This window comes from Pseudomonas flavescens, assembly GCF_013408425.1.
GTDB classification, from domain to species: domain Bacteria; phylum Pseudomonadota; class Gammaproteobacteria; order Pseudomonadales; family Pseudomonadaceae; genus Aquipseudomonas; species Aquipseudomonas fulva_A.
Map to the genome: position 1 here is coordinate 5,037,324 of NZ_JACBYV010000001.1, position 24,196 is coordinate 5,061,519.

The following is a 24,196-nucleotide window of genomic DNA, read 5'->3' on the forward strand; positions in this document are numbered from 1 at the left end:
AATCAAGATTCGCCGGGTGTCGATTGCACGGATGGAATGATCGATACGCTGTGCAGGCACTCGGGGTTGTTCTGCTTGAATGCGAAGCGCAGTTGGCCCCAGGGGCGTGCGCTTTCCCAGACACTCGTTTCGTGCGGTGAGCGGCCACGCGGAGCCGAGACCAGAAGCAGTTCACCGTACTGCGCTTCTATGTCATGGCGGCCTATGCAGGCACCGGCCAGAAACAGGCCGATGGTGCTCTGGCGCGCCGCATGCTCCTTGTTGAGCACCGTGAACCCCGTCTGCGCGATGCGCACGTTGCCTTGCAGGACAACCTCTCCGCCAATCCAGCGGGTGCGGTGCTCATCCTGCTTGTCCAGCTGCAAGGTGCTGCCCAGCGTCTGCTCGATCTTGGCCTTGGTCAGCGGCCCTTGCTGCGCCAGTTGCTCGATGGTTTGCCAGAGCGTGAAAGAGGCTTGGTTCATCCGTTGGTTCTCGTTCGCTGTTGAACAGGCTGCCGTGCTCGCCACGAGCAGGTAGGCAAAGAGCCTGAAAAAGGGCCGCTTAATCGTCGACGTTATCGTCATACCAGCTGCCGTAGTAATCGTTGTACGTGACGAACTTGCCGTCGACCTTGACCGATGAGGTTTCGCTGCCCCACACCTGCCCGACGGCCTTGCGGGCTGCAGCGTTATCGCCGCTGCTGACGAGCTGGTCGTAGGCTGCGTTGTAGGCCGCATGGTTGGCTGCCGAACCATTGATGCTGATGTCCGGGCCGCCGTTGGCGATGATCTCTCGCTGTACCTTGATGTTGTTCAGCACCGCAGCGCCCTCGTCTTGCAGGGCACCGCTGACGTAGGCAGCCTTGGAAGAAAGGTTTTCCTCGTAGGGGTGGGTGGCATGGCCCACCTCGTGAGCCAACAGTTGGGTCACCGTGGCGGGCGAGCCACGCATGTCGCCGTCGATGACGATCCGGCTCACGTCACCTTCCTGACTCACGTATGTCCCTGCGCCTGCAGGGCCGTATTCGATATCCCAGCCTTGCTCCTGCAGCGAGCGCAGATCCTCCTGCAGCGCGGGTGACTGGGCGGCAATGCGATCCACTGCGCTGCCGAGGCCGGTGGTAACGGCGGCAGGCGTATCGGCCGCCGCGGGTGCATTGCTCCTCAAAGAGAGGCTGCCCTGTGCGTCGGCGCCCGGGCGCTTGTCATTACCCTGGGCGCTCGATGCGGCCTGCGAACCGAGGTCGCGCAGAACGCCAGTGACCGCTGCGAGTGCACCGACCTGCGAGCCGGGCTCCGCCTTGCCGCTGTGTTCTGGCGCTGGCTGTGCGGTACCCGAGTTGAGCAGGATATCGGAGGGGGCATCGGCGTGCAGATACTCCTGCGCCTTGAAGTGGATGTCCTTGGCACTGAGGTAGATGGCATCCGGCGTCAGGGTCAGTTGCGAGCTGCCGACCTTGAACTCGATCTTGTCGCCGGCCGAGACGGCCCAGGTCTTGCCGACGAAATCGGTGCGGTTCATGCCCACTGCCGAGAACATCGCCATGCCGATGTTGCGGTTGTAGCCCAGACCGACGTTGGTCATCTTGGCCATGCCGATGCTCTCGACCTTGAAGCGGCCGATGTTGACTGTCTTGTTGTGGCCAATGCTGTAGCGCTCGTTGCGGGCGATCTTCTTGGTGCGGTTGGCGCCGACATCGACGGTCTCGTTGCGGCCGATGGACTTGCTGCGGTCGCGGCCGATGGCGTGGGTCTCATCCAGCTCGACGACGATGTCCTGATTGCGTTCGGCATGGATGTACAGCTGCTCTTCGCCCTTCTTGTCCTCCATGCGGATTTCATTGAACTGAGCAGGCGTACCTCCCTTGCTGGAGCGGCTCTTGACACCGCTCTGCGTGGCGTTGGCTGGCAGGTCGTAAGGCACGGTCTGTTCGGCGTTGTAGACGCGGCCGGTGATGATGGGCCGATCGGGGTCGCCCTCGAGGAAGCTGACGATGACTTCCTGACCGATACGCGGAATCTGGATCGAACCCCAGTTCTTGCCGGCCCAGTTCTGCGATACGCGGATCCAGCAGGAGCTGTTCTCGTTGGACTGGTCGTGACGATCCCAGTAGAAGTGCACCTTCACCCGGCCGAACTGATCGGTCCAGATTTCCTCCCCTTGTGGGCCTACCACCATGGCCGTCTGCGGCCCCTGCACGATCGGCTGGACGGTCAGTGGCAGCGGGCGAAAAACCTGGCTGGCATCGATGCAGTCGAGGCGGCTGTCGAACTGCAGCGGTTCGTCGCTGGTATTGTTCTCGAAGGCTTCCTGAACGATCTGGTAGTCGGCACTGACCGTCAGGTATTCGCGGTTCTGATCGGCGCGTGGGTAGCCGGTCATGCTGAACAGATGACCGGCTCCGATCCCGCGCGCGTTGCTGCGCAACTGCACGCGCTCGTACTGGGTATGGAGGGCCTCGATACGATTGCGCGCGTATTGCTCGCCGTCCTTGCTCTGTACGTATTCACCGGGATAGTCGAACAGCGGGTGCCCGGCGTTGCTGTGCGGGCGCGAGACGATCGAGCGCACTTCCAGACGCGCGCTGGGGCGTTGAAAGTCGTAGTCGTTGAGTTCCAGCGAACCTGGCTGCACTTCATGGTTGAGGTGCCAGTCGTAGATGTGGTCGCGCTCGCGCATCTGATCTTCCAGCGGGAAGTAGGGCACGCTGGCGTAGCCGGGAGCGGCTCGGTGTGCGCCATAGGCGTCGCACAGCACCAGCACGTGGCGGGCCTGCTCGTGGCGGAAGTAGTAGTAGATGCCTTCCTGCTCGAGCAGCCGGCTGACGAAGTCGAGGCTGGTTTCGCGGTATTGCACGCAGTATTCCCACTCCCGGTAGGAGCGGGTGAGGGCGTCTTCGAAATCGGAGAAACCCAGGTCGCGAAATACCTGCTTGACGATATCGGGCACCGTCTTGTTCTGGAATATCCGGCAGTCGGAGGTTCGCGACAGCAGCCATAACCAGGGCTTGAGGCTGACCCGGTAGCTGGCGAACTGACCGCTGCCAGCCGCCTGGCTGCAGCGTGCAGCGATGCCGTGGAAGTAGCGGTCGCTACCGTCGGCCAGTTGCAGGGTCAGCCCCATCGGCTTGCCCAGCAGGGCATCGAGTGGCAGCGCATGATCTTCGGAGATCAGCGCCAGCTCATAGGCGAAGGGGCGGCTGAGTTCGTCCCGGCCCTCCATTCGTCGCAGCACCAGCACGTCACCACCCAGCGGGGTGGTGACGATTGCCATGCGTGCATCCTGAGTGATTGCCATCTAGCGTCCTCTAGCGCGGCGAGCGCCGCTGATGCTCACTGCGTTCGTTCGAAGTTGTAATGCAGCTCGTTGTTCTGCTGCGTTACCTGCACCCCACTCAGCGGTTTGCCCTCGAGCAGGCGGGTCAGGAACTCGCGGCTCATGTCCGGCAGCATGCTGTTGGTCAGGATGGCGTCGATCTGCCGGCCGCCACTCTCGTTCTCGGTGCAGCGCGAGACCACCAGATCGATCACGCTGTCGTCGTAATCGAACGGCACCTTGTGGGTGCTTTCGATGCGCTTCTTGATGCGCTCGAGTTGCAGGCGAGTGATCGCCTTGAGCATGTCATCGGAGAGCGGGTAGTAGGGGATGGTCACCAGGCGGCCGAGCAGGGCTGGCGGGAAGATCTGCAACAGGGGGGCGCGCAGTGCCTTGGCGATGCCTTCGGGGTCGGGCATCAGCTCCGGGTCGCTGCACAGCCCGGCGATCATCTCGGTACCGGCGTTGGTGGTGAGCAGGATCAGGGTGTTCTTGAAGTCGATCTGACGGCCTTCGCCATCTTCCATCACGCCCTTGTCGAACACCTGGAAGAAGATCTCGTGCACGTCCGGGTGAGCTTTCTCCACCTCGTCGAGCAGCACCACGCTATAGGGCTTGCGACGCACCGCTTCGGTCAGCACGCCGCCCTCGCCGTAGCCGATGTAGCCCGGTGGCGCCCCCTTGAGGGTGGAAACCGTGTGCGCTTCCTGGAACTCGCTCATGTTGATGGTGATGACGTTCTGCTCGCCGCCGTAGAGGGCTTCGGCCAGGGCCAGGGCGGTTTCGGTCTTGCCCACGCCGGAGGTGCCCGCGAGCATGAACACGCCGATCGGCTTGTTGGGGTTGTCCAGGCCGGCACGGGAGGTCTGGATACGCTTGGCGATCATCTCCAGGGCGTGGTCCTGGCCGATGATGCGCTTCTTCAGGTGCTGGTCGAGCTTGAGGATGGTTTCCAGCTCGTTGCGTGCCATGCGCCCGACCGGGATGCCCGTCCAGTCGGCGACCACCGAGGCGACCGCCTGGTAATCCACGGTCGGCAGAATCAGCGGCGTTTCACCCTGAAGGGCACTGAGACGTTGCTGCAGATCAGTGAGAGTGTCGCGCAGCGCGCTGCGTTCCTCGTCGCTCAGAGCCGGTTGTTCGGCGCCTGCTTCACGGCTGGTGTCGTCCACCGGCTCGGCGGCGGTGCGCAAGCGGGCACGGGTGGCCAGCAGTTGGTCCACCAGGGCCTTCTCGTCGGCCCAGCGGGTTTCCAGGGTGACCAGGCGCAGGCGTTCTTCGGCCAGCGCCGTGTCGACGTCCAGCAGGCGGCTGCCGATGGTGACGCCAATGGCCTGTTCACGGCCGATGATCGCGCGCTCGGTCTCCAGGGACTCGATGCGCCGACGGCTGTCGTCCACTTCGGCGGGCACGGCGTGCAGGCTGATGGCTACGCGGGCGCAGGCGGTGTCGAGCAGGCTGACCGACTTGTCCGGCAACTGACGGGCCGGAATGTAGCGGTGCGACAGCTTGACGGCAGCCTCCAGGGCTTCGTCGAGGATCTGCACCTGATGGTGTTTTTCCATGGTCGAGGCAACGCCGCGCATCATCAGGATCGCACGGTGCTCGGAAGGTTCGTCCACCTGCACGACCTGGAAGCGGCGGGTCAGCGCAGGGTCCTTCTCGATGTGTTTCTTGTATTCCGCCCAGGTGGTGGCGGCCACGGTACGCAGGGTGCCGCGGGCCAGCGCAGGCTTGAGCAGGTTGGCGGCATCGCCGGTACCGGCGGCGCCACCGGCGCCGACCAGGGTGTGGGCTTCGTCGATGAACAGGATGATCGGCTTGGGTGAGCTCTGAACGTCCTCGATGACCTGCCGCAGGCGCTGTTCGAACTCGCCCTTCATGCTTGCGCCCGCCTGCAGCAGGCCGACGTCCAGGCTACGCAGCTCGACGTCCTTGAGGCTTGGCGGTACGTCGCCGGCGACGATACGCAAGGCGAAACCTTCGACCACCGCGGTCTTGCCGACCCCGGCCTCGCCAGTGAGGATCGGGTTGTTCTGACGGCGACGCATGAGGATGTCGACCAGCTGGCGAATCTCGTCGTCGCGCCCGACGATGGGGTCGAGCTTGCCGCTGCGCGCCTGTTCGGTGAGGTCGACGGTGAAGCGCTTGAGCGCCTCCTGCTTGCCCATTGCGCTTGGCGCGATGGCACCACTGGCTTCACCCGGCACCGCACCGGCATCGAAACCGTCGGTGGCGCTCAGGGCATTCTCCGGCGAGGCACCGACGATCTCGTCGAAGCGTTCGGTGAGGGTCTCGATCTTGACCTTGTCGAACTCGCGAGAGATGGCCAGCAAGGCATTGCGCAGGCTCGGTGTCTTGAGAATGCCGACCACCAGATAGCCGGTGCGTACCTGGTTTTCACCGAACATCAGGCTGCCGTAGACCCAGCCGCGCTCGACCGCTTCCTCGACGTGGGAGGACAGGTCGGTGATCGATGTGGAGCCGCGCGGCAAGCGATCCAGGGCTTCGGTGATGTCCTTGGCCAGGCGGCCCGGCTCGATGCTGAACTGACGCACGATCTGGTGCAGGTCGGAGTCCTGCAACTGCAGGATCTGATGCAGCCAGTGGGTCAGCTCGACGTAGGGATTGCCACGCAGCTTGCAAAATACGGTGGCGGCTTCGATGGCCTTGTAGGCGACGCTGTTCAACTTGCCGAATAGCGCGGCGCGACTGATTTCACCCATTTTTCTGTCCTCTAATTCGGGGTATGGAGCGGCTGGCTGACGACATGCTGTCGTGCCAGCAGCAGATCCTTTGCATCCTGGTCGGGCGTGCCGAGCCAGGTATCGAAGCCGAGTCGGTAATCGCCGGCCAGGTTGGCCTGCGGTACTTCCTCCTGTTTGAGCACCAGGTTGGTGTCCCAGTCCAGTTCTTCACCGACGTATTCGGCCACCCAGGCCGCCAGCTCGGCGAGCAGGGGCTGATCCGGCAGCAAACGTCGGTACTGCGCCAGGCTCAACGGGCCCATGCGCAAGCGAAACTTGTGTTGCCGATCCCACACGTGGGTACCCAGGCACAGGTCCACGCCGAGGGTGCAGGTCGAGGCGCCCAGGCGGCTGTATTCGGGGAGTTGCAACCATTGGCCGACATATTCCTCGAGAGCCACCGGCACGCCGAAGTACTCGCTGAGGATCGCCTGCAGGCCGTCCGGATAGCGGGTCTGCGCGGCCAAGTGGCCGGTGAAGTAATAGCGTGCGGCGTCGTTGATCGGGCCTTGGCCCATGAGGCTGTGCATGCCTCGGCCCGACAGCGCGCCGAGACGTGGTGACCAGTAGTCATCGCCTGCACGATCCTGACTGACGGTGGGCCGTGCCTCGGCCCAGGCGCGGTAGAACAGGGTCAGCAGGCGATGATTGAACACGTCGAGAAAGCGCTTGAACGTGGCGTCGCCGTGGTGCCGCTGGCGCTCGCGGGCGTGTTCGGTCAGGTGCAGCGGCAGCGGGCCGTTGGGCCCGGTGAGACCGAAGAAGAACTGCTCGATGCGCGGTGTGCCGGTGCTGTCGTGGATGACGCTGGCCAGGGTCGAGGGCGCGAAACCGCAGTCCGGCTTCTGGCCGAGACGCAGCGGGTCGTCGACCAGGCGCACGGAATGGCCGAGGCGCGGGCGTTCGGGGTATTCGCACTCGATGCGCCGCATGGCCTGGAAGAAGTCATAGTTCCAGGGCGCATCGGCCATCGCCGCCAGCGTGTTTACAGGGTCGGCCGACATCCGGGCTTGGCCCTCCATCGCATCACTTCGCCCCGCTCGGTGGTGCGCAGCACCGTTTCGGTGAAGCTGTTGATCGATACGTAACGTGTCAGGAAGCGCTCCAGCACCGAGCCGAGCAGGAACACCCCGGTACCGCGGAAGGCGTTCTCGTCGAACTCCAGGCCGATCTCCAGGCCGCGGCCGAAGACGATCGGCCCGGGCATCGGCAGGCGTCGCGTGCAGGCCTTGCTGCTGACCTGACGCAGGCCGTCGATCTGCAACTGCAGGGCGTTGTCGCCAGCGTCGCCGTACAGGCGCATCAGCTCGCGCAGGGCGGCGGCGCCCTGGCCCTGTTCGCTGAGCGACAGGTAGTTGAGCGACAGCTGGCTGATCAGGCGCCAGGCGCTGGCATCATGGGCGCGACTGGCGCGCGGTCGGCTGGGGCCGGCCAGGCAGCGCACCGCGACCACCGGCGCACTGTCCTCCAGGGTGAAATCGCTGCGCGTCCCGCCGATCGGCATCGACAGCGGCAGATCGCGATTGGTGCACAGTGCGGCGATGCCCAGTTGGCGCAGATCGTGACGATAGGGTGCCTGGTTGGCGTCGACCAGGGAGATGAAGGTCTCACTGCCGATGTAGGTGGAGCGCGGGCCGTTGCGACGCTGTTTGCTCGACAGCACGCGAGGCTCGCGGCGCAGGCTGTACCAGGCCTGTTCGCGACCATAGCGCGAAGGGTCGCGCACGGCATAGAACGGCTGGAACGGTTGCTCCGGGCCGCTGCCATGGCCGCTGACTTCGGTGATCGAATGGATCTCGAAGTCTTGCGGGCGCGTGCGGTCGGCGATGATCTGATGTTCGTGGACACGGTCGCTGAGGTGAATGCGGTCGGCGCGCCGGGCGAACAGGTTGATCGCCGGAGTGCAGAACAGGCGGAACTGCTCGGCGCCGATGCTGTTTTCCAGGCTGTTGTCGAGGCGATTGAACAGCACCACGATCTCCAGCTCCTGGCTGGCGTTGCGCTGCACGGCGCGTTTGAGCCCGGTCAGTTCGACGAACAGGAAACGGTTCGGCAGGGCGAAGTATTCCTGCAGCAGGCGATAGCCCTGGAACGCTCGGGGCACCACCGGCAGTGCCGCGTCCTGGTCGTCGAAACCCCGTGGACGCAGGCTGTCGGGGGGCAGACGCTCGACCCACGAACCATCCACCGCCCGTACGAACAGGGCACAGGCATTGCCGAGCAATTGTTCGTAAAGACGGAAGGGTTGCTCGTCGGCGCCGTGCAGGAAGAACGTCAGGGTATCCAGATCCAGGGCATTGAAGGGCAGGCCGGCGCCAGTGCGCAGGCGCAGTTTCAAACCGGCCTTGGCACCGGGCTCGCTGGCGGCGAGGCGGCCGAGCTGCGTCGTCGGGTTGCCGAAATAGCTGGCCTGGGTCACTTCCAGCGGCCATAGCGTGACTGGCTGGCAGGTGCGGTATTCGCAGGCGGTCTGGGCTTCGCTGCCGAGCAGGCCACGTAGCGATGCGCCGCGTTCGAGGGTGAAGCCGCTACTCAGAGAGCCTTCGTTGGGATCGGCGCACAGTTGCACCACGGTCATCGACGGGGTCGGCGCCAGGTAGTGCGGGTAGGCGATCTCCAGCAGGTTGTGGGTGAAGGTCGGGTACTCGGCATCGAGCTTGAGCTGGACTCGTGCGGTCAGGTAGGCGAAGCCCTCGAGCAGTCGCTCCACGTAAGGATCGGCGCACTCCACGCCGGACAGCGTCAGGCGGCTGGCGATCTTCGGGAATTCGCCGGCGAACTCTTCGGCGCTCTCGCGGATATGTTGCAGTTCCTGGTTGTAGTAGCCGAGCAGGCGCGGGTTCATCGTCGTCTCCGTGATGCGTCGGCGGGTAATACCTGAACGTGGCCGGTTTCCAGGTCCAGCTCGGTGGTCAGCAGCAGGCGTAGCGGCATGGGATGTGCCCAGAGGTCGCCTTCGATCTCGAAACTCAGGGAGTTGTGGCTCATCTCCTCGGCCTCCTGGCGGGCGCGCACGCGCAGCGAGGCGCGCACGATGCGTGGTTCGAAGTCGGCGATGGCCTTGGTCAGCAGGCGTTCCACCGCCTGGATATCGATACTCGAGGCGCTGTGCCCCGCCAGCGGCGGCAGGCCGAAATTGACCACCGAGCTGCCAGCCCGGGTCAGCGCCTCGTCATCGCTGGTCAGCGGTGCGACGGTGTTGAACAACCAGGCAAGGTCGCGCAGCACCGAAGCGCGCAACTGGTTGAGCGTCAGCACGCGCTTGTCGACGCTTTCCACCGGGTTGCCCGGATCGTCGTCGAGCAGGCGATCGAGCAGCGCAGGTTGCAGGCGCTCCTGACGTTTCAGGTCGGCCATGCCGCTGCATTCCCGTGCTCGAAACTCAGTGTGCGGACATCGAACAGCGCCTGTTCACCCTGATCGAAGGCGAACAGCCGCTGGCCCAGTGGCAGGCCGTTGTCCTGCCATTCGGTCTTGCGCGCCATACGCACCGCGCCGTCGGTACTGGTGTGGCTACCGGGATAACGGCTGGGAATCAGCGCCACGGTGCTGCCGCCATTGGTCAGGGTCACCTGAGCCGGCAACCAGACCAGGTCACGCAGGTCGCTGGGCGCTTCCAGGCTCAGGCTGGCGATGTTTTCCATGGGCAGCCAGACGTAGCGGCCATTGACGATCAGCTCGAGTACCGGGCCCAGGCGCGGGTCGGCATCGGCCAGCCAGGCGAAGGGGGCATCATCGAGCTGGCCCGGTACCGCTGACGCGGCTTCGAAGGCCTGGTCGCGCAGGCTCTGGGCGGCATCGGCGTTGCCCTGGGCATCCTGCTCCAGTGCCAGGATCAGCGGTGCCACCCACTCGGCGGGTTGGCCGAGGACTACCGGCGAGGTACGCCCGGCGAACACGTTCTCACGCAGTGCTTCGCAGTTCAGCGCGGTGCTGTAGGTCTGCACCATGGGCAGGCAGGCGGCATCGAGGTCGCCGGCAACCTTAAGCTGGTTCTGGGCGCGACTCCACTGGCCCATCACGGCCAGCAGCTGGAACAGGAAGACCCGCAGCTCCGCCTTGGCGGGTTGCGCCCGCACCTGATCCTGCAGCGCCTTCAGTGCCTCGTCGAGCCTTGCGTTACGCAGGTGTTCTTCGGCAGTCATCGTCGTTCCCTGTACTGGCGCGGCCATCGCTGCAGGGCGATGGCCATGAGGCCCGCGGCCCTCGCCCTGTGGGCAGGCGAGCTACGGACCATTGAAATTCGCTATGGTCAAAACCATCGATGCCCGGCGTGGTGCCGGGCATCGATGTACGCCCGAAGCTCGGGCGGGTGTTACACCTTGACGTTCTGGCGGATGTTCCAGCCGTACTTGACCGGGCCGCCGTCTTTGGCGCCGTCGGCTTTCTGCGGCTGATAGTCGACCAGAACCTGGGCGAAGTTCAGGGTGACGTTTTCGGTGAGGCGGTCTTCGCCACCGCTACCGCCAGTGCTGATGGAAGACACCAGGACTTCCTTCAGGGTGATGATCAGGTACTCGACCTGAGAATCGCCACCGGCCTTGCGGATGGTCAGCTTGGCTTCCGGATAATGCTTGCCGCTGGAGCAGGCCATCATCAGGTTGGGGCTGGACTTGTCGACGTACTTGGTCAGCGACAGATCCTGAATGTTGACCTTGCCGGCACCGCCGCCACCACCAACATGCATCGAGCCGGATTGGCTCATGCCCCAGCTCCAGGCCAGTACATCGACTTCGTCGGCATGGGTCTTGTCCTTGGACTCGCCCTTGACGTCGCCAATCTTGATGAACATATCAACAGCCATCATTCCTCCTTTCGTGGCTTTTGCCACTCTGTTTCAACTGCGTCCGCGAGAGCGGACGCCACAGTGACGAACCTCAGGCCCCCTTGGCCGAAGGCAGTTTGGATACCAGGCGCAGCGACACGGTCAGCCCTTCGAGCTGGTAGTGCGGGCGCAGATAGAACTTGGAGCTGTAGTAACCGGGGTTGCCCTCGATTTCCTCGACCACCACCTCGGCTTCGGCCAGCGGGTGCTGGGCCTTGGTGGTTTCGGTGGAGTGCGCCGGATCACCGTCGACGTAGTTGAGAATCCAGTCCTGCAGCCAGCGCTGCATCTCGTCGCGTTCCTTGAACGAGCCGATCTTGTCGCGCACGATGCACTTGAGGTAATGAGCGAAGCGGCAGGTGGCGAACAGGTACGGCAGGCGCGCGGCCAGGTTGGCGTTGGCGGTGGCGTCCGGATCGTCGTACTCGGCCGGCTTGTGCAGCGACTGGGCGCCGATGAAGGCCGCCAGGTCGGTGTTCTTCTTGTGCAGCAGCGGCATGAAACCGTTCTTCGCCAGTTCCGCTTCGCGGCGGTCGGAGATGGCGATTTCGGTCGGGCACTTCATGTCCACGCCACCGTCGTCGGTGGGGAAGGTGTGCGCCGGCAGGTTCGGCACTTCACCGCCCGACTCCACGCCACGGATGCGCGAGCACCAGCCGTACAGCTTGAACGAACGGTTGATGTTGACCGCCATGGCGTACGCCGAGTTGGCCCAGGTGTACTTGCTGCTGTCGGCGCCGTCGGTTTCTTCCTCGAAGGCGAACTCTTCGACGGGATCGGTCTTCGCACCGTACGGCTGGCGAGCCAGGAAACGCGGCATGGTCAGGCCGATGTAGCGCGAGTCCTCGGAGTCACGCAGCGAGCGCCAGCCGGCGTACTCGGGGGTGGTGAAGATCTTGGTCAGGTCGCGCGGGTTGGACAGCTCCTGCCAGGAACCCATGCCCATGACCGTCGGCGAGGCGGCGGAGATGAACGGCGAGTGCATGGCCGCGGAGATCTTGGCGATTTCGCCGAGCAGTTCGACGTCGGGTGGCGACTGGTCGAAATAGTAGTCGCCCACCAGGCAGCCGTAAGGCTCGCCGCCGAACTGACCGTATTCCTCTTCGTAGAGCTTCTTGAAGATCGGGCTCTGATCCCAGGCGGTGCCCTTGAATTTCTTCAGGGTCTTGTGCAGTTCGGGCTTGGAGATGTTGAGCACGCGAATCTTCAGCTGCTCATCGGTCTCGGTGTTGTTGACCAGGTAGTGCAGGCCACGCCAGGCGCTTTCCAGCTGCTGGAAGTCCGGGTGGTGCATGATCAGGTTGACCTGAGCGGTCAGCTTGGCATCGATCGCCGCGATGATCGACTCGATGGACTTGATCGCGTCATCGGAGATCAGGTCGGTCTTGCCCAGTGCGTGTTCGGCCAGGGTGCGTACGGCGGTTTCCACCGCTTCGCGGGCGCGCTCGGTCTTGGGTTTGAATTCTTGCAGCAGCAGCGAAGCGAACTCGCTGGTCTGCTCGGTGGTGGCGGCCGCTTGCGCGGAATCCTGAATCAACTGGGCCATCGGGACGTCCTCTTAAGCTTGCGGCTCGTTGTCTTGGGGCTTGGGCGCGCTAGCCAGTGCCTGCAGCAGCGCCGGATCCTTGATCGCCTTGATGATCAGCTCTTCTGCGCCAGTCTTGCCGTCCATGTAGGTCAGCAGGTTGGCCAGTTGAGTGCGGGCTTCGAGCAACTGGTTCAGCGAGTCGACCTTGCGGGCAATGGCGGCCGGGCTGAAGTCGTCCATGCTCTCGAACGTGATGTCGAGGCTCAGGTTGCCTTCACCGGTCAGTGCGTTGGGCACGTGGAAGGCCGCGCGCGGCTTCATGGCCTTGAGGCGCGAGTCGAAGTTGTCGGCGTCGATTTCCAGGAACTTGCGGTCGGCCACGGCGGCCTGGGGCTCGGCGGGTTTGCCGGCCAGATCGGCCATCACGCCCATGACGAAGGGCAGCTGCACCTTTTTCTCGGCACCGTACAGCTCTACGTCATATTCGATCTGTACCCGCGGGGCGCGGTTGCGCGCGATGAATTTCTGGCTGCTGGTATTGCTGCTCATGTTGCTCCTCCTGTGCATGTGCACTGGCTTCGTCGGCCATAGGCCGGTAGCGATGTGCGTGGGGCTTCCCTGAAGATCCGCCGCACGTTAGTCGTATTCGGGGCCACGCAGGTTTTCGAACTGCGACATACCGTCGGGAATCAGATTGCGCACGATTTCCGCGAAGTCTGCGGTGACCAGCTTCTGCGCGCGCGTCAGTAAGACCGGCACCGGGCTGGAAGGTTCGTGCTGGGCGTAATATTCCAGCAGACGATCGAGCGTGCGCAGCACGTCGTCGCGGCTGGCTATGCGTCCCGGTGCTGCCGGCGCCTGGCGCGCTGTGTGTTCTGCTGCACCCTGCGAAGGCTGTTCGTCGGCCTGCTGGTAAGCGTCATCGGCAAATGATGAGTCGTTGCCTGCGGCGGGTGCCTGGTCGTTGAAGATCTGCCGAGTGTGGCGCAGTACCTGCTTGAGCACTTCGAGGTTGGCACTTTGTGCCGAGCCGACCCGCTCGCTGAGCAGGCCCTCGATATCGGCCAGCGCCGCGCTGGCTTCGTCGAGGGCGGTGCGGGTGCTGTCGAGCAGCTCGGCATCGGTGTCGAGGAAGGCGCCGCGCAACTGGTCGGCGGAGAGCGTCTCGCTGGAGAAACGCTGCAGGTCCGCGGCGTTCAGGGCAGCACGGATGCTCACCGAGCCGAAGGCGCGCGAGCGGGTGATGCTGGCTTCACGCAGCAGGACGATCACCGGCTCGGCGCTCAGGGCGTTGAGGGCGTTGATACGGATGGTCGGGTCGTTGTCGTCGTCGGCATCCAGATGCGGATAGACACCGTCCCAATACTGGGTCAGCAGCTCACGAACCAGCGTCAGGCTCTGTGCCAGGCCGCTCAGGCCCTCGAGGGCGATGGCGCTCTGCAGGTACAGGTTGGCGAGGCGCAGATCCTTGCTGCGGGCGAACAGTTCGCTGGCGCGTTCGCGTACCTGGCGCCAGTCCGGCGGTTCGGCGGCGATGACCGACTGGCCCATCTGGCGTTCCGGCTGGCCCAGCGCCAGGCGCTCCAGCTCGAGGAAATCGGCATCGTATTCGAGGTCTTCCCCGCATGGGTTTTCGTCGGATACTGCGTTGAGCAAGTGCGACACATCCACCACGTCAGGTGCTCTCCATGTCAGGCCTGGAAGTCGAAATGAAGCAGTGACGGCGAGCTGCCCGTCAGACTGGATTCATCACATAAAGCGGCAAAATGCCACTATTCAGGCAGGGTTCGATGCTAATCCGGATCATTCTCCGAGTGCTCTCAGATCATTGTCAAGCGAGGGCAAGGCGGTAGAAACTGTCATGAGGCACAGTATTTCCTTCTTCTGTGCAGTGACTCACAACCGCTTCGAAATATATGCCCGCCTGGGCATTGAACAGTATTGGCCAAGGGCAAAAAATAGTGCGTTTGGCATATCGACACCCCTCGAAGAACATGGTTTTTTTACCGCACTGCAAGGAGCCGCAATGCCGCTGCGTCTGGTCATCACCACCTATCACAAACTGACGCCCGGACAGCGGGCCGAGGTCGAGCTCGATCGGGGTGAGCTGAAAATAGGGCGCAGCGCCGGTAACGATTGGGTGCTGCCCGATCCCGAGCGGTTGGTGTCCAGCCAGCACTGCGTGATCCAGTACCGCGACGGCATCTACTACATCACCGATACCAGTACCAACGGGGTGATCCTGCAGACCGCTGGTACGCGTTTGCGTCGCGGCAGCAGTGAGCCTCTGGAAGATGGCGAAGTGCTGAAGATCGGCGAATACGAGATCCGTGTGCAGATCAGCGGCATTGCCCTGGCCGCGGCGCCGGTAGCGAGCGGTAACGCCCCGGACGATCCGTTCAACAGCTTCGAGGCGTTGCTGAGCCGCAGTGCTCAGCCTCTCGAGATGCCACCGGTGAACGCCCCGGCAGCGCCCGTGAGCCCGACACCACGGCGTGATTCGCCATTCGATACCAAGCCGGATCTGTTCGACTTCCTCAGCCCTCCGGCAGCCGTGGCGCCATCGGTATCCGACCATGTGCCGGCCCAGCAGCACGATTTTCGCCCGCCGCGACCGTCACAGCCGCCACCTGCCGTGGTCGCGGCTCCTGCTGCGCCCGTCACCGCACCGGCTTCGGTGATTCCGGACGATTGGGACCCTTTTGCCGACCTTCGCGCCGCATCGGCAGCGCAGCCGATGCCCGATCCTTTCGCCGAACCGCCCAGTGTCGACGCCATGGAGGTGCCGGACCCGTTCGCCGAATTGCCACCGATGCCGGCAGTGGAAATCCCTCCCTTCGTCGTGGATGAGTCGCCGGTGCAGCAGGTCCAGCCGTTACCGCTTGGCGAGCCGGTCGCGGTGCCCCAGCCTGCACCTGCACCTGCACCTGCACCTGCACCTGCACCTGCACCTGCACCTGCACCCGCCACGCCGGCTGCCATTGATGATGGCGAGTTGATGGAGGCGTTCCTGCGTGGTGCCGGCCTGCAGCATCTGCGCCTGGATCGTGCCGCGGCTGCCGCGCAGATGGAGGCCATCGGGCGCAGTTACCGGTTGATGGTCGAAGGGCTGATCGACGTGCTGCGTGCGCGGGCCAGCCTCAAGGGCGAGTTCCGCATGGCGCAGACCATGATCCAGCCCGTACAGAACAACCCGCTGAAGTTCGCGCCCAACGTCGATGAAGCGCTGTTGATGTTGCTGCGTCACGACAATCAGGCTTTCATGGCGCCCGATCAGGCGGTCGGCGAGAGTTTCGACGATCTGCGCGCCCACCAGTTGGCGCTGATGGCTGGCGTTCAGGCTGCCATCAAATATTTGCTGGCACGGTTTGAACCGCGCGAGCTGGAAGGGCGTCTGAACAAGCCGAGCGGGCTCTCGGCACTGTTGCCCAATGGCCGTCGTGCCCATTACTGGGAACTGTTCACCGAGCTCTACGCGACCATTTCCCAGGAGGCCGAAGATGGTTTTCAGGAGTTGTTCGGTCGTGAGTTCAGCCGCGCCTACGAGGAGCACATCGCACGCTTGCGGGGCCGTTGAGATCATTCGGGCCCGCGCACTCGCGGGCCTGCTGCAATCATTGAGGAAGCGTTATGCCAAGGAGTCTGACACTGCTGGTTTTCCTGTTGCTCGGCGCCTGCGCGTCCGGGCCGGAAAAGCCGGTACCCTCCACCGTCGAGCTGCAGCTGCAGGCCAGCCGCGATCTCAACCCGGCGCTCGAAGGCGCCGCCGCGCCGGTATGGGTGCACGTCTACCAGTTGCGCAACGCCTCGACCTTTTCCCGTGCCGACTTCTTCTCGCTGGTCGATCGTGCCGACGCCACCCTGGTCGGCGAGCTGATCGAGCATGATCGTTTCGTGGTGCGTCCCGGCGAAAACCAGCGCAAGTCGCTGACCCTGGACGAAGCCACTCGCCATCTTGGCGTGGTCGTGGCCTATCGCGCCCTCGACCGTTCGATCTGGCGCCAGGTCATCGAAATTCCGGCCCATCAGGCAAGCGCCCTGCGCCTGCAGCTGGACGCCTATGCCATCAGCGCCACGCCGCTGACCCCTCTTGAGTGACTGGAGACCCGTTCATGTCCTGGAACAATCGTGTGGTTTGGTCGGAGGGGATGTTCCTGCGTCCGCAGCACTTCCAGCAGCAGGATCGCTATATCGAAACCCTGGTCGAGGGCCGCAACCATGCCTCGCAACCCGGTGCCTGGGGCTTTTCGCAATTGCTCATCGACAGCGCGCTGCTGACCCAGGGCAAGCTGGCGATTCTGTCCGCGCGGGGCCTGCTGCCCGATGGCACGCCGTTCAACATTCCCGAGAACGATGCGGCGCCGGCTCCGCTCAATATCGATGACAGCCTGCGTGACGGGGTGATCTACCTGGCCCTGCCGCTGCGCCGTGCCGGCGTGCGCGACACCGTGGAAAGCGGCGAGAGCCTGGGCTCGGCCCGCTATCAGAGCAGCGTGCACGAGGTCCGTGACGACAACGCCTCCCTCGAGAGCCGTGCGCCGGTGGCCATCGGCTCCCTGGCCCTGCGCCTGATCACCGAGCGTGACGGCCTCGACGAGCACGCGGCCATCGGTGTCGTGCGCGTGGTGGAAAAGCGCGAAGACCGCAGCCTGCTGCTGGACGATGGTTACATCCCGCCGCTGCTCGACGTCAGCGCCTCGCGGGCACTCTCGGCGTTTCGCAACGAACTGCTCGGCCTGCTGCATCAGCGTGGCGAGGCCCTGGCTGGTCGGGTGGTCGCCTCTGGTGCCGGTGGTGCGTCGGAAATCGCCGATTTCCTGCTGTTGCAACTGGTCAACCGCGCACAGCCGCTGGTGGCGCACCTGGCACGCATCACGCCGCTGCATCCGGAAGTGCTGTACCGCGAGCTGGTGGCGCTGGCCGGTGAGTTCGCCACTTTCACGGCCAGCGAACGGCGACCGGGCGAATACCCGGTCTATGAGCACGACGACCTGACCACCACGTTCGCGCCGGTGATGCTGGCTTTGCGTCAGGCGCTGTCGATGGTCATCGACAGCCGCGCGATCCCCATCCCCATCATCGAGAAATCCTACGGCGTACACGTGGCGATGCTGGCGGACAAGTCGTTGCTCGATTCCGCCAGCTTCATCCTGGTGGTCCGTGCGGACGTTCCGGGCGAGAGTCTGCGTGGGCACTTCCCGCAGCAGGCGAAGATCGGCTCCGTGGAGCACATCCGCGACCTGGTCAACCTGCAGTTGCCGGGCATCGGCCTGTTGCCCCTGCCGGTCGCACCACGGCAGTTGCCGTATCACGCCGGCTCCAATTATTTCGAACTGGATCGGGGCAGCGACCACTGGAAGCAACTGATCCATTCCGGCGGTTTCGCTTTCCATATCGCTGGCCAGTTCCCTGGCCTGAACCTGGCCTTCTGGGCCATCCGAGGCTGACGCGCGATGACCATCGACGATCCATTTGGCGCCTTGCCCGGCCAGCCCGGCAAAGGACACGACCAGGCGGGCAACGACCGCACCATGATCATGCCGCGGCCAGGTGGCCGCGGCGCCGAGCCCTCGCGGCCGACCTCCGCCGGTTCGCCGCCGCCCGCCATGCCCAGTGCGCCGCCACTGGCCGCACGGGGGCTTGGCCTGAATCCCATCGAGGCCGCCGCCGGGCCAATGCTGGCGCTGCTTACCCGCTTGCGCAGCACCATCTCCCATCCCGCGCCGGCCAGCCTGCGAGCGCAACTGCTCGGCTACCTGCGCCAGTTCGAAGACAAGGCGCGAGCCGCCGGAGTCGCTCAGGATGAGGTGATGCTGGCGCGCTACGTGCTCTGCACCGCGCTGGACGAGGCGGTGCTCAGCACGCCTTGGGGCAGCGCCAGTGACTGGAGCAAGCAGAGCCTGCTGATCACCCTGCATAACGAGGCCTGGGGGGGCGAGAAGGTTTTCCAACTGCTCGACCATTGCCTGCAGAACCCCCGCCAGCGCCTGAACCTGATGGAGCTGCTGTACCTGTGCATCAGCCTCGGCATGGAAGGTCGTTACCGGGTCATGCAGGATGGCCGCAGCCAGCTCGACGCGCTGCGCGAGCGGGTCAGCGCGACCATTCGCAGCACGCGGGGCGAGATCGAACGCGAGTTGTCGCCGCACTGGCGCGGTCTGGTGGTCGCCCGTGACCGCCTGCGCCAGTTCCTGCCGCCGTGGGTGGCGGTCGCCATTGGCCTGGCGATCCTGCTGTTGCTGCTGTTCGGCTTGCGCATGAAACTGGCTGCCGAAGCCGAGCCGGTGTTTCGCAATCTGCACGCCCTTGGCGACGTGCCGGTGCAGACCATCGACCGTCCGGCCCAGCAGCCGCGCGTCGTCGAGCGTCCACGCCTGGCTGGCTTCCTGGCCGAAGAGATTCGCGCGCAGAAGGTCGCGGTGGAAGATGCCGTCGACCGTTCCGTGGTGACCATCCGCGGAGATCAGCTGTTCGCCTCCGGGAGTGCCTCGATCGCCGATGACTTCCAGCCGCTGCTGCTGCGCATCGCCGAAGCCGTTCGCAAGGTCAACGGCCAGGTGCTGGTGACCGGGCACAGCGACAACCAGCCCATCGCGACGCTGCGTTATCCGTCCAACTGGAAACTCTCTCAGGATCGCGCTCAGCAGGTGATGGACGTGCTGGCGGCCAAGACCGGCCAGCCTGAGCGCTTCCGTGCCGAGGGACGCAGCGACACCGAAGCCAAAGCTTCGAACGCTACGGCGGAGGGCCGCGCGCGTAACCGCCGGGTCGAAATCACAGTCTTTGCGGAGGGCGTCGAGTGAAGGCGTTTTTCGGTTTCATGGCCCGCTGGGTCATGCCGGTTTTGGGTTTGCTGGCGTTGAGCCTGGTGATCTGGTTCGTCGGTCCGCTGATCGCCATCGGCGGTTTCGAACCGCTGGCCAGCAGCACCGCGCGCTGGACCCTGATCATTTTGCTGTTCGCCCTGTGGGCGGCCTGGCGGGTGCTGCGCATTATCCAGGCGCGTCGCAATGCGGCCAGGGTCATGCAGGGCCTGGTGGACGTTGCACCGGACCCGACCAGCGTGGCCACCGCGGAAGAGCTGGCCACCCTGCGTCAGCGCATGGACGAAGCCCTGGGCCTGCTCAAGCGCGCCAAGCTGGGCGGCGGTGAGCGGCGCAACCTGTACGAGTTGCCGTGGTACGTGATCATCGGCCCGCCCGGTTCCGGCAAGACCACCGCGCTGGCCAACTCCGGGCTGCGATTCCCGCTGGCCGAGCAGATGGGCGGCGGCGCGGTACGCGGCGTCGGCGGCACGCGCAACTGCGACTGGTGGTTCGCCGACGAGGCCGTGCTGCTCGACACCGCCGGGCGTTACACCACTCAGGACAGCCATGCCGCAGTCGACAAGGCCGCCTGGCTGGGCTTCCTCGACCTGCTGAAAAAGCAGCGTTCGCGTCGGCCCATCGATGGTGCCTTCGTCGCCATCAGCCTGTCCGATCTGCTGCTCGGCAGCGAAAGCGAGCGGGCGGCGCACGCCGTGGCCATCCGCGCCCGTGTGCAGGAGTTGTATACCCAGCTCGGCGTGCGCTTTCCGGTGTACGTGATGCTGACCAAGCTGGACCTGGTGCCCGGCTTCATGGAGTTCTTCGACGGCCTGAGCAAGGAAGAGCGTGCTCAGGTCTGGGGCATGACCTTCAACCTCGACGATGGCAAGAGTGCCGAGGGCCCGCTGCAGGTATTTCGCAGCGAGTTCGATGCGCTGGAACTGCGCCTCAACGAGCGCCTGGTCGAGCGCCTGCAACAGGAGCGCGACCCTGCGCGGCGCGACCTGATCTATGGTTTCCCGCAGCAGTTCGCCGCGCTGCGTGAAGCGCTGGCCGGCTTCCTCGACGGCGTGTTCAAGCCCAACCCTTATGAAGAGCGCGTGCTGCTGCGCGGCGTCTATCTGACCAGCGGTACCCAGGAAGGCAGCCCGATCGACCGTCTGATCGGTGCCATGGCGCAGAGCATGAGCCTCGACCGTCAGCACCTGGCCCGTCAGACCGGTACCGGGCGCAGCTACTTCATCGAACGCCTGCTGCGTGACGTGGTGTTCGGCGAACGCGGCCTGGTCGGTGCCAACCCCAAGGTGGAGCGGCAGAAGCGCTGGCTGGCGCGAGGCGTCATTGCAGCGAGCGTGATTCTGGTGCTCGGCACTGCGGCGGTATGGTTCGCCAGCTTCCGTGCCAACCAGGCCTACATCGCCGCCGTGGATGCCCGCGTGCAGCCGCTGCGTGGCGAGCTGCAGGCGCTCAGCCCGGCACAGCGCGACGTTCTGGCGGTGCAACCGCTGCTCAATGCCATCCGCAATGTCAGTGGCGATGCGCCGGGCTGGGCCGAGGGCTTTGGCCTCTACCAGGGCGACATGCTCGACAGCGAAGCGTCCAGCGTCTACCGCAAGCTGCTGATCGCGGTCATGGCGCCGCGGGTGCTGGCGCGGCTGGAAGAGCAATTGCGCACCGGGGGCAACTCGGACTTCCTTTACGAAGGCCTCAAGGCTTACCTGATGCTCGGCGAGTCCGAGCATTACGATGCCGACTTCATCAAGGCCTGGATCGCCCTCGACTGGGATCGCAGCCTGCCGCGGGATCTGCTGCCGGAGCAGCGCGAGGCACTGAATCAGCATCTGGCCGCATTGTATGACCGTCAGCCACCGGTGGTGCGCCTCGACGAGAATCTGGTCGAGGACGTGCGTCGGCGTCTGCAGCGGCTGTCCGTGGCGCAGCGCGCCTATGACCGGGTCAAGCGCCAGAAGCTGCCCGAGGGCATCGCGGACTTCCGTCTCAGCGATGCCGCCGGCCGTGATGCCGCGCTGGTGTTCACCCGCAAGAGTGGCAAGCCGCTCAACGAGCCGCTCAGCGGCTTCTATACCCAGCGTGGCTACCGTGAGGCCTTTCTGGTCGGCAGCGTCAGCCAGGCCGGTACCCTGGCCGAGGAGCAGTGGGTCCTCGGTCGCAGCCTGGACGATGGACAGGATGCCGCCGCCCTGGCGTTGGAGGTCCGGCGTCTTTACGTGCAGGACTACATGGCTCAATGGGATGCGCTGCTCGCCGATATCGACTTCGTGCCGGTGACCAGCGTGGCCCAGGCGGCGGACGTGCTGCGCGTGCTGTCGGGGCCGGCGTCGCCGCTGAAGAAGCTGCTTCAGGCGGTCGCCAAGGAAACCGATCTGCAGAAGGAGGAACGTCTGGTCGCCGAGAAGCTCAAGGCGCGTGGTGACGATACCGTCGACCGCCTCAAGCAGCAGCTCGGTTCCCTGGTAGGCCAGTCGGAGGAGGGTGTGGTCAATGCCCTGGCCAGCGAAATGGACCCGATCACCGCGCACTTCGCCGAACTCAACGGTCTGGTCGAAGACACGGACGGCCAGACGCCAGCCATCGATGCCCTGCTGCAGGACCTCAACGCACTCTATGTGCAGGTCAGCGCCATGAGTGGCGCCAGTGGCGAGGCACTGCTGGGCGAGTCGCGCAACCAGACCACGGCCGCTGCCGATCAGGTGCGCCTGAGTGCCGAGCGTCAGCCACCGCTGGTACAGGGGTTCCTCAAGTCGGTGGTCGGCTCGACCACCGGCACCATGATGGGCGGCATCCGCAACCAGTTGAATGCCGCCTGGATGAGCGAGGTGGTGTCGGTGTACCGCCAGTCCCTGGCCGGGCGTTACCCGCTGGACCGTGGCAGCAGCCGTGATGCGACCCTGGACGATTTCGGTCATTTCTTCGGCCAGGGCGGGGTGCTCGACAGCTACTTCCGCAAGTACCTGCAGCCTTATGTGGATACCTCGGCAAGCACCTGGCGCTGGCAGCCCGGCGCTGCGCAGAAGCTCGGCATCGGCAGCGGCGTGCTGCAGACCTTCCAGCGTGCTGCGAGCATTCGCGAGGCGTTCTTCCGTTCCGGTGGTACCCAGCCGATGGTGCGCTTCGAGCTGAGGCCGGTGGCGATGGACTCCAGCATCGAGCAGTTCCAGCTTGACCTCGATGGCCAGCAGTTCAGCTACGACCACGGCCCGGCCAGGCCGGTCGCCATGCAGTGGCCGAGCAGCAACGGCACCGGGGTGGTACGTCTGAACATTTCGCCGGCCTCGGTCACCGGGCGTTCGGGGATCACCCTGGAGGGGCCCTGGGCCTGGTTCCGACTGCTCGATCAGTCGGATCTCGCCCAGGGGAATTCACCCGATCGATTCACCCTGCGCATGCGCGTCGACAACGCCAGCATTTCCAGCGAGCTGCGGGCCAGCAGTGCGTTCAATCCATTCCGCCGCCAGGTCGTCAGCGGTTTCACCCTGCCGGAGCGTCTGTGAGTAACCCGGGTTTCTACGGCAAGCTGGCCGTACGTGGCGATTTCATTCATCGCGGTCTTGCGCCGGGCTTCATCGAAGCCTGGGACAACTGGTTGACGGCTGGCCTCACCGCCAGTCGGCAAACCCTGGGCGAAGCCTGGCTGGATGCCTATCTGGTCAGCCCGCTCTGGCGCTTCGCGATCGCGCCGGGCCTGCTTGGCCAGGAAGCCGTTTGCGGGGTGATGATGCCCAGCGTCGACCGCGTCGGTCGTTACTTTCCCCTGACCATCGCCCTGCCGCTGCCGGCACAGACCGATATCGGTCACCTGCTCAGCGACAGCGACGACTGGTTCGAGCGTGCCGAGGCGCTGTTGCTCTCGACCCTGGAAGCCGATGCCGATGCCGATGCCTTCGAGCGCGGCGTAGGCACCCTTGGCAGTCCGCTGCTGGCGATCGGCAGCGCCCAGCGCCAGGATGCCAGCGGGGCGGCGATCTGGGCCGTGGATAATCCGCGAGCGCGAGGCCTGGCCCTGATGCAGCACGCCTGCAGCGGCGCCAGCCTGTGGTGGGGGCGCGGTTCCGAGCGTGTCGCGCCCGGCCTGGTGCGGTTCGCCGGCTTGCCCCCGGCCGAGGCGTTCTGTCGCCTGCTCAGCGAGTCCGCAGGAGGCGAGGCATGAGTCCGTCAAGCGTTACCCAATACCACTCGTCCAGCCATACCCACGTCGGCATGGTGCGCACGATCAACGAAGATGCCTGCCTGGATGCCCCGGACAACGGCCTGTGGGCTGTCGCCGACGGCATGGGCGGGCACGCCAGCGGTGATTACGTCAGCAGCCTGATCATCGACAGTCTGCGTGCGTTGCCGCCCAGCGCCGTCCTGAGCACCTATGAAGGGGCGCTGATCGACACCCTCGATCACGTCAATCAGCAGGTGCGCATCGAGGCCGAGAAGCGTGGTGGGGCGACCATGGGCAGCACCGTGGTGGTGCTTGCCGCGCGGGGTGCCGAAGCGCTGTGCCTGTGGGCCGGGGACAGCCGCCTGTATCGGCTGCGCAACGGTGACCTGCAACCGATCAGCCGGGATCACAGCTACGTTCAGGAACTGGTCGACAGCGGCCTGCTCGACGAAGAGGCGGCGCGCAGCCACCCCATGGGCAATATCGTCACCCGTGCCCTGGGCGTGCAGGATGACCTGCAGTTGGAAAGCGCACGCCTGGACGTGCGACCGGGCGACACCTTTCTGCTCTGCAGCGATGGCCTGAACAAGACGGTCGAGGATTACGAATTGCGCGAGGTGCTGGGGCACGAGGATCCGTACCAGATGGTGCGCAGCCTGGTACACCTTGGCTTGACCCGAGGCGCTCCGGATAATATTACCGCCGTGGTGATCAAGGCCGCCTGACGGGCTGGTGAAGACCTTGGCGAAGCAGGTGGTTTTCACCGGCTGGCCAGGCAGCCCGTCGAAATGCTCGATGGGCGCCCGCTGCACACTGATCTGCCAA

At 64.8% G+C, this 24,196-nt stretch carries 17 protein-coding genes and 1 pseudogene; 7 read left to right on the plus strand and 11 right to left on the minus strand.

Annotation, left to right across the window (positions count from 1 at the left end; genetic code table 11):
* Window positions 1-2 precede the first annotated feature (2 nt).
* From FHR27_RS22520 to tssA, 11 genes and pseudogenes are all read right to left on the minus strand, one after another.
* The gene (locus tag FHR27_RS22520) at window positions 3-464 is read right to left on the minus strand and encodes a hypothetical protein (RefSeq protein ID WP_179539614.1); all 462 of its coding nucleotides are present in this window, start codon (window positions 462-464) and stop codon (window positions 3-5) included.
* A gap of 967 nt (window positions 465-1,431) precedes the next feature.
* Window positions 1,432-3,279, minus strand: a pseudogene (locus tag FHR27_RS27040) (type VI secretion system Vgr family protein); the annotation flags it as partial.
* A 35-nt stretch (window positions 3,280-3,314) separates the two neighbouring features.
* Window positions 3,315-6,023, minus strand: a complete 2,709-nt coding sequence (tssH, locus tag FHR27_RS22530) for a type VI secretion system ATPase TssH (RefSeq protein ID WP_179539616.1) — start codon at window positions 6,021-6,023, stop codon at window positions 3,315-3,317.
* Between the two features lie 11 nt (window positions 6,024-6,034).
* A complete protein-coding gene (tssG, locus tag FHR27_RS22535) occupies window positions 6,035-7,066 on the minus strand; it encodes a type VI secretion system baseplate subunit TssG (RefSeq protein ID WP_042553518.1) in 1,032 nt (343 codons plus the stop codon).
* A complete protein-coding gene (gene tssF, locus FHR27_RS22540) occupies window positions 7,030-8,889 on the minus strand; it encodes a type VI secretion system baseplate subunit TssF (protein ID WP_042553517.1) in 1,860 nt (619 codons plus the stop codon). The genes tssG and tssF overlap by 37 nt, the downstream gene beginning before the upstream one ends.
* Window positions 8,886-9,401, minus strand: a complete 516-nt coding sequence (tssE, locus tag FHR27_RS22545; RefSeq protein ID WP_042553516.1) for a type VI secretion system baseplate subunit TssE — start codon at window positions 9,399-9,401, stop codon at window positions 8,886-8,888. The genes tssF and tssE overlap by 4 nt, the downstream gene beginning before the upstream one ends.
* Window positions 9,389-10,189, minus strand: a complete 801-nt coding sequence (locus tag FHR27_RS22550; protein ID WP_042553515.1) for a type VI secretion system accessory protein TagJ — start codon at window positions 10,187-10,189, stop codon at window positions 9,389-9,391. Before FHR27_RS22550 ends, tssE begins: the two co-directional genes overlap by 13 nt.
* A 170-nt stretch (window positions 10,190-10,359) precedes the next feature.
* Window positions 10,360-10,848 carry an Hcp family type VI secretion system effector gene (locus tag FHR27_RS22555; protein ID WP_042553514.1) on the minus strand — a complete coding sequence of 163 codons (489 nt, stop codon included), beginning with the start codon at window positions 10,846-10,848 and terminating at the stop codon, window positions 10,360-10,362.
* Between the two features lie 73 nt (window positions 10,849-10,921).
* Window positions 10,922-12,415 carry a type VI secretion system contractile sheath large subunit gene (gene tssC / locus FHR27_RS22560; RefSeq protein WP_131179928.1) on the minus strand — a complete coding sequence of 498 codons (1,494 nt, stop codon included), beginning with the start codon at window positions 12,413-12,415 and terminating at the stop codon, window positions 10,922-10,924.
* A gap of 12 nt (window positions 12,416-12,427) precedes the next feature.
* Window positions 12,428-12,946: a type VI secretion system contractile sheath small subunit gene (gene tssB / locus FHR27_RS22565; protein ID WP_042553512.1), complete on the minus strand. Its 519-nt coding sequence runs from the start codon at window positions 12,944-12,946 to the stop codon at window positions 12,428-12,430.
* Window positions 12,947-13,033: 87 nt separating this feature from the next.
* Window positions 13,034-14,071, minus strand: coding sequence for a type VI secretion system protein TssA (tssA, locus tag FHR27_RS22570; protein ID WP_179539617.1), 1,038 nt, complete (start codon window positions 14,069-14,071; stop codon window positions 13,034-13,036).
* A 352-nt stretch (window positions 14,072-14,423) separates the two neighbouring features.
* Between tssA and tagH the strand changes: the two genes are divergently transcribed.
* From tagH to FHR27_RS22605, 7 genes are read left to right on the plus strand one after another with little or no spacing between them, the layout of a single operon-like run.
* A complete protein-coding gene (gene tagH / locus FHR27_RS22575; RefSeq protein ID WP_179539618.1) occupies window positions 14,424-15,974 on the plus strand; it encodes a type VI secretion system-associated FHA domain protein TagH in 1,551 nt (516 codons plus the stop codon).
* A 53-nt stretch (window positions 15,975-16,027) separates the two neighbouring features.
* On the plus strand, window positions 16,028-16,495 hold the full coding sequence (gene tssJ, locus FHR27_RS22580) for a type VI secretion system lipoprotein TssJ (protein WP_179539619.1): 468 nt from the start codon (window positions 16,028-16,030) through the stop codon (window positions 16,493-16,495).
* Between the two features lie 14 nt (window positions 16,496-16,509).
* Window positions 16,510-17,844 (plus strand): type VI secretion system baseplate subunit TssK, encoded by a 1,335-nt coding sequence (gene tssK, locus FHR27_RS22585; protein ID WP_179539620.1) that lies wholly within the window; start codon window positions 16,510-16,512, stop codon window positions 17,842-17,844.
* Window positions 17,845-17,850: 6 nt separating this feature from the next.
* Window positions 17,851-19,200 carry a DotU family type VI secretion system protein gene (locus tag FHR27_RS22590; protein WP_042553507.1) on the plus strand — a complete coding sequence of 450 codons (1,350 nt, stop codon included), beginning with the start codon at window positions 17,851-17,853 and terminating at the stop codon, window positions 19,198-19,200.
* A complete protein-coding gene (gene tssM / locus FHR27_RS22595; protein WP_179539621.1) occupies window positions 19,197-22,715 on the plus strand; it encodes a type VI secretion system membrane subunit TssM in 3,519 nt (1,172 codons plus the stop codon). Before FHR27_RS22590 ends, tssM begins: the two co-directional genes overlap by 4 nt.
* Window positions 22,712-23,371 (plus strand): type VI secretion system-associated protein TagF, encoded by a 660-nt coding sequence (gene tagF / locus FHR27_RS22600; RefSeq protein WP_042552516.1) that lies wholly within the window; start codon window positions 22,712-22,714, stop codon window positions 23,369-23,371. Before tssM ends, tagF begins: the two co-directional genes overlap by 4 nt.
* Window positions 23,368-24,096 carry a PP2C family protein-serine/threonine phosphatase gene (locus tag FHR27_RS22605; protein WP_179539622.1) on the plus strand — a complete coding sequence of 243 codons (729 nt, stop codon included), beginning with the start codon at window positions 23,368-23,370 and terminating at the stop codon, window positions 24,094-24,096. Before tagF ends, FHR27_RS22605 begins: the two co-directional genes overlap by 4 nt.
* The last annotated feature ends 100 nt before the right edge of the window (window positions 24,097-24,196 follow it).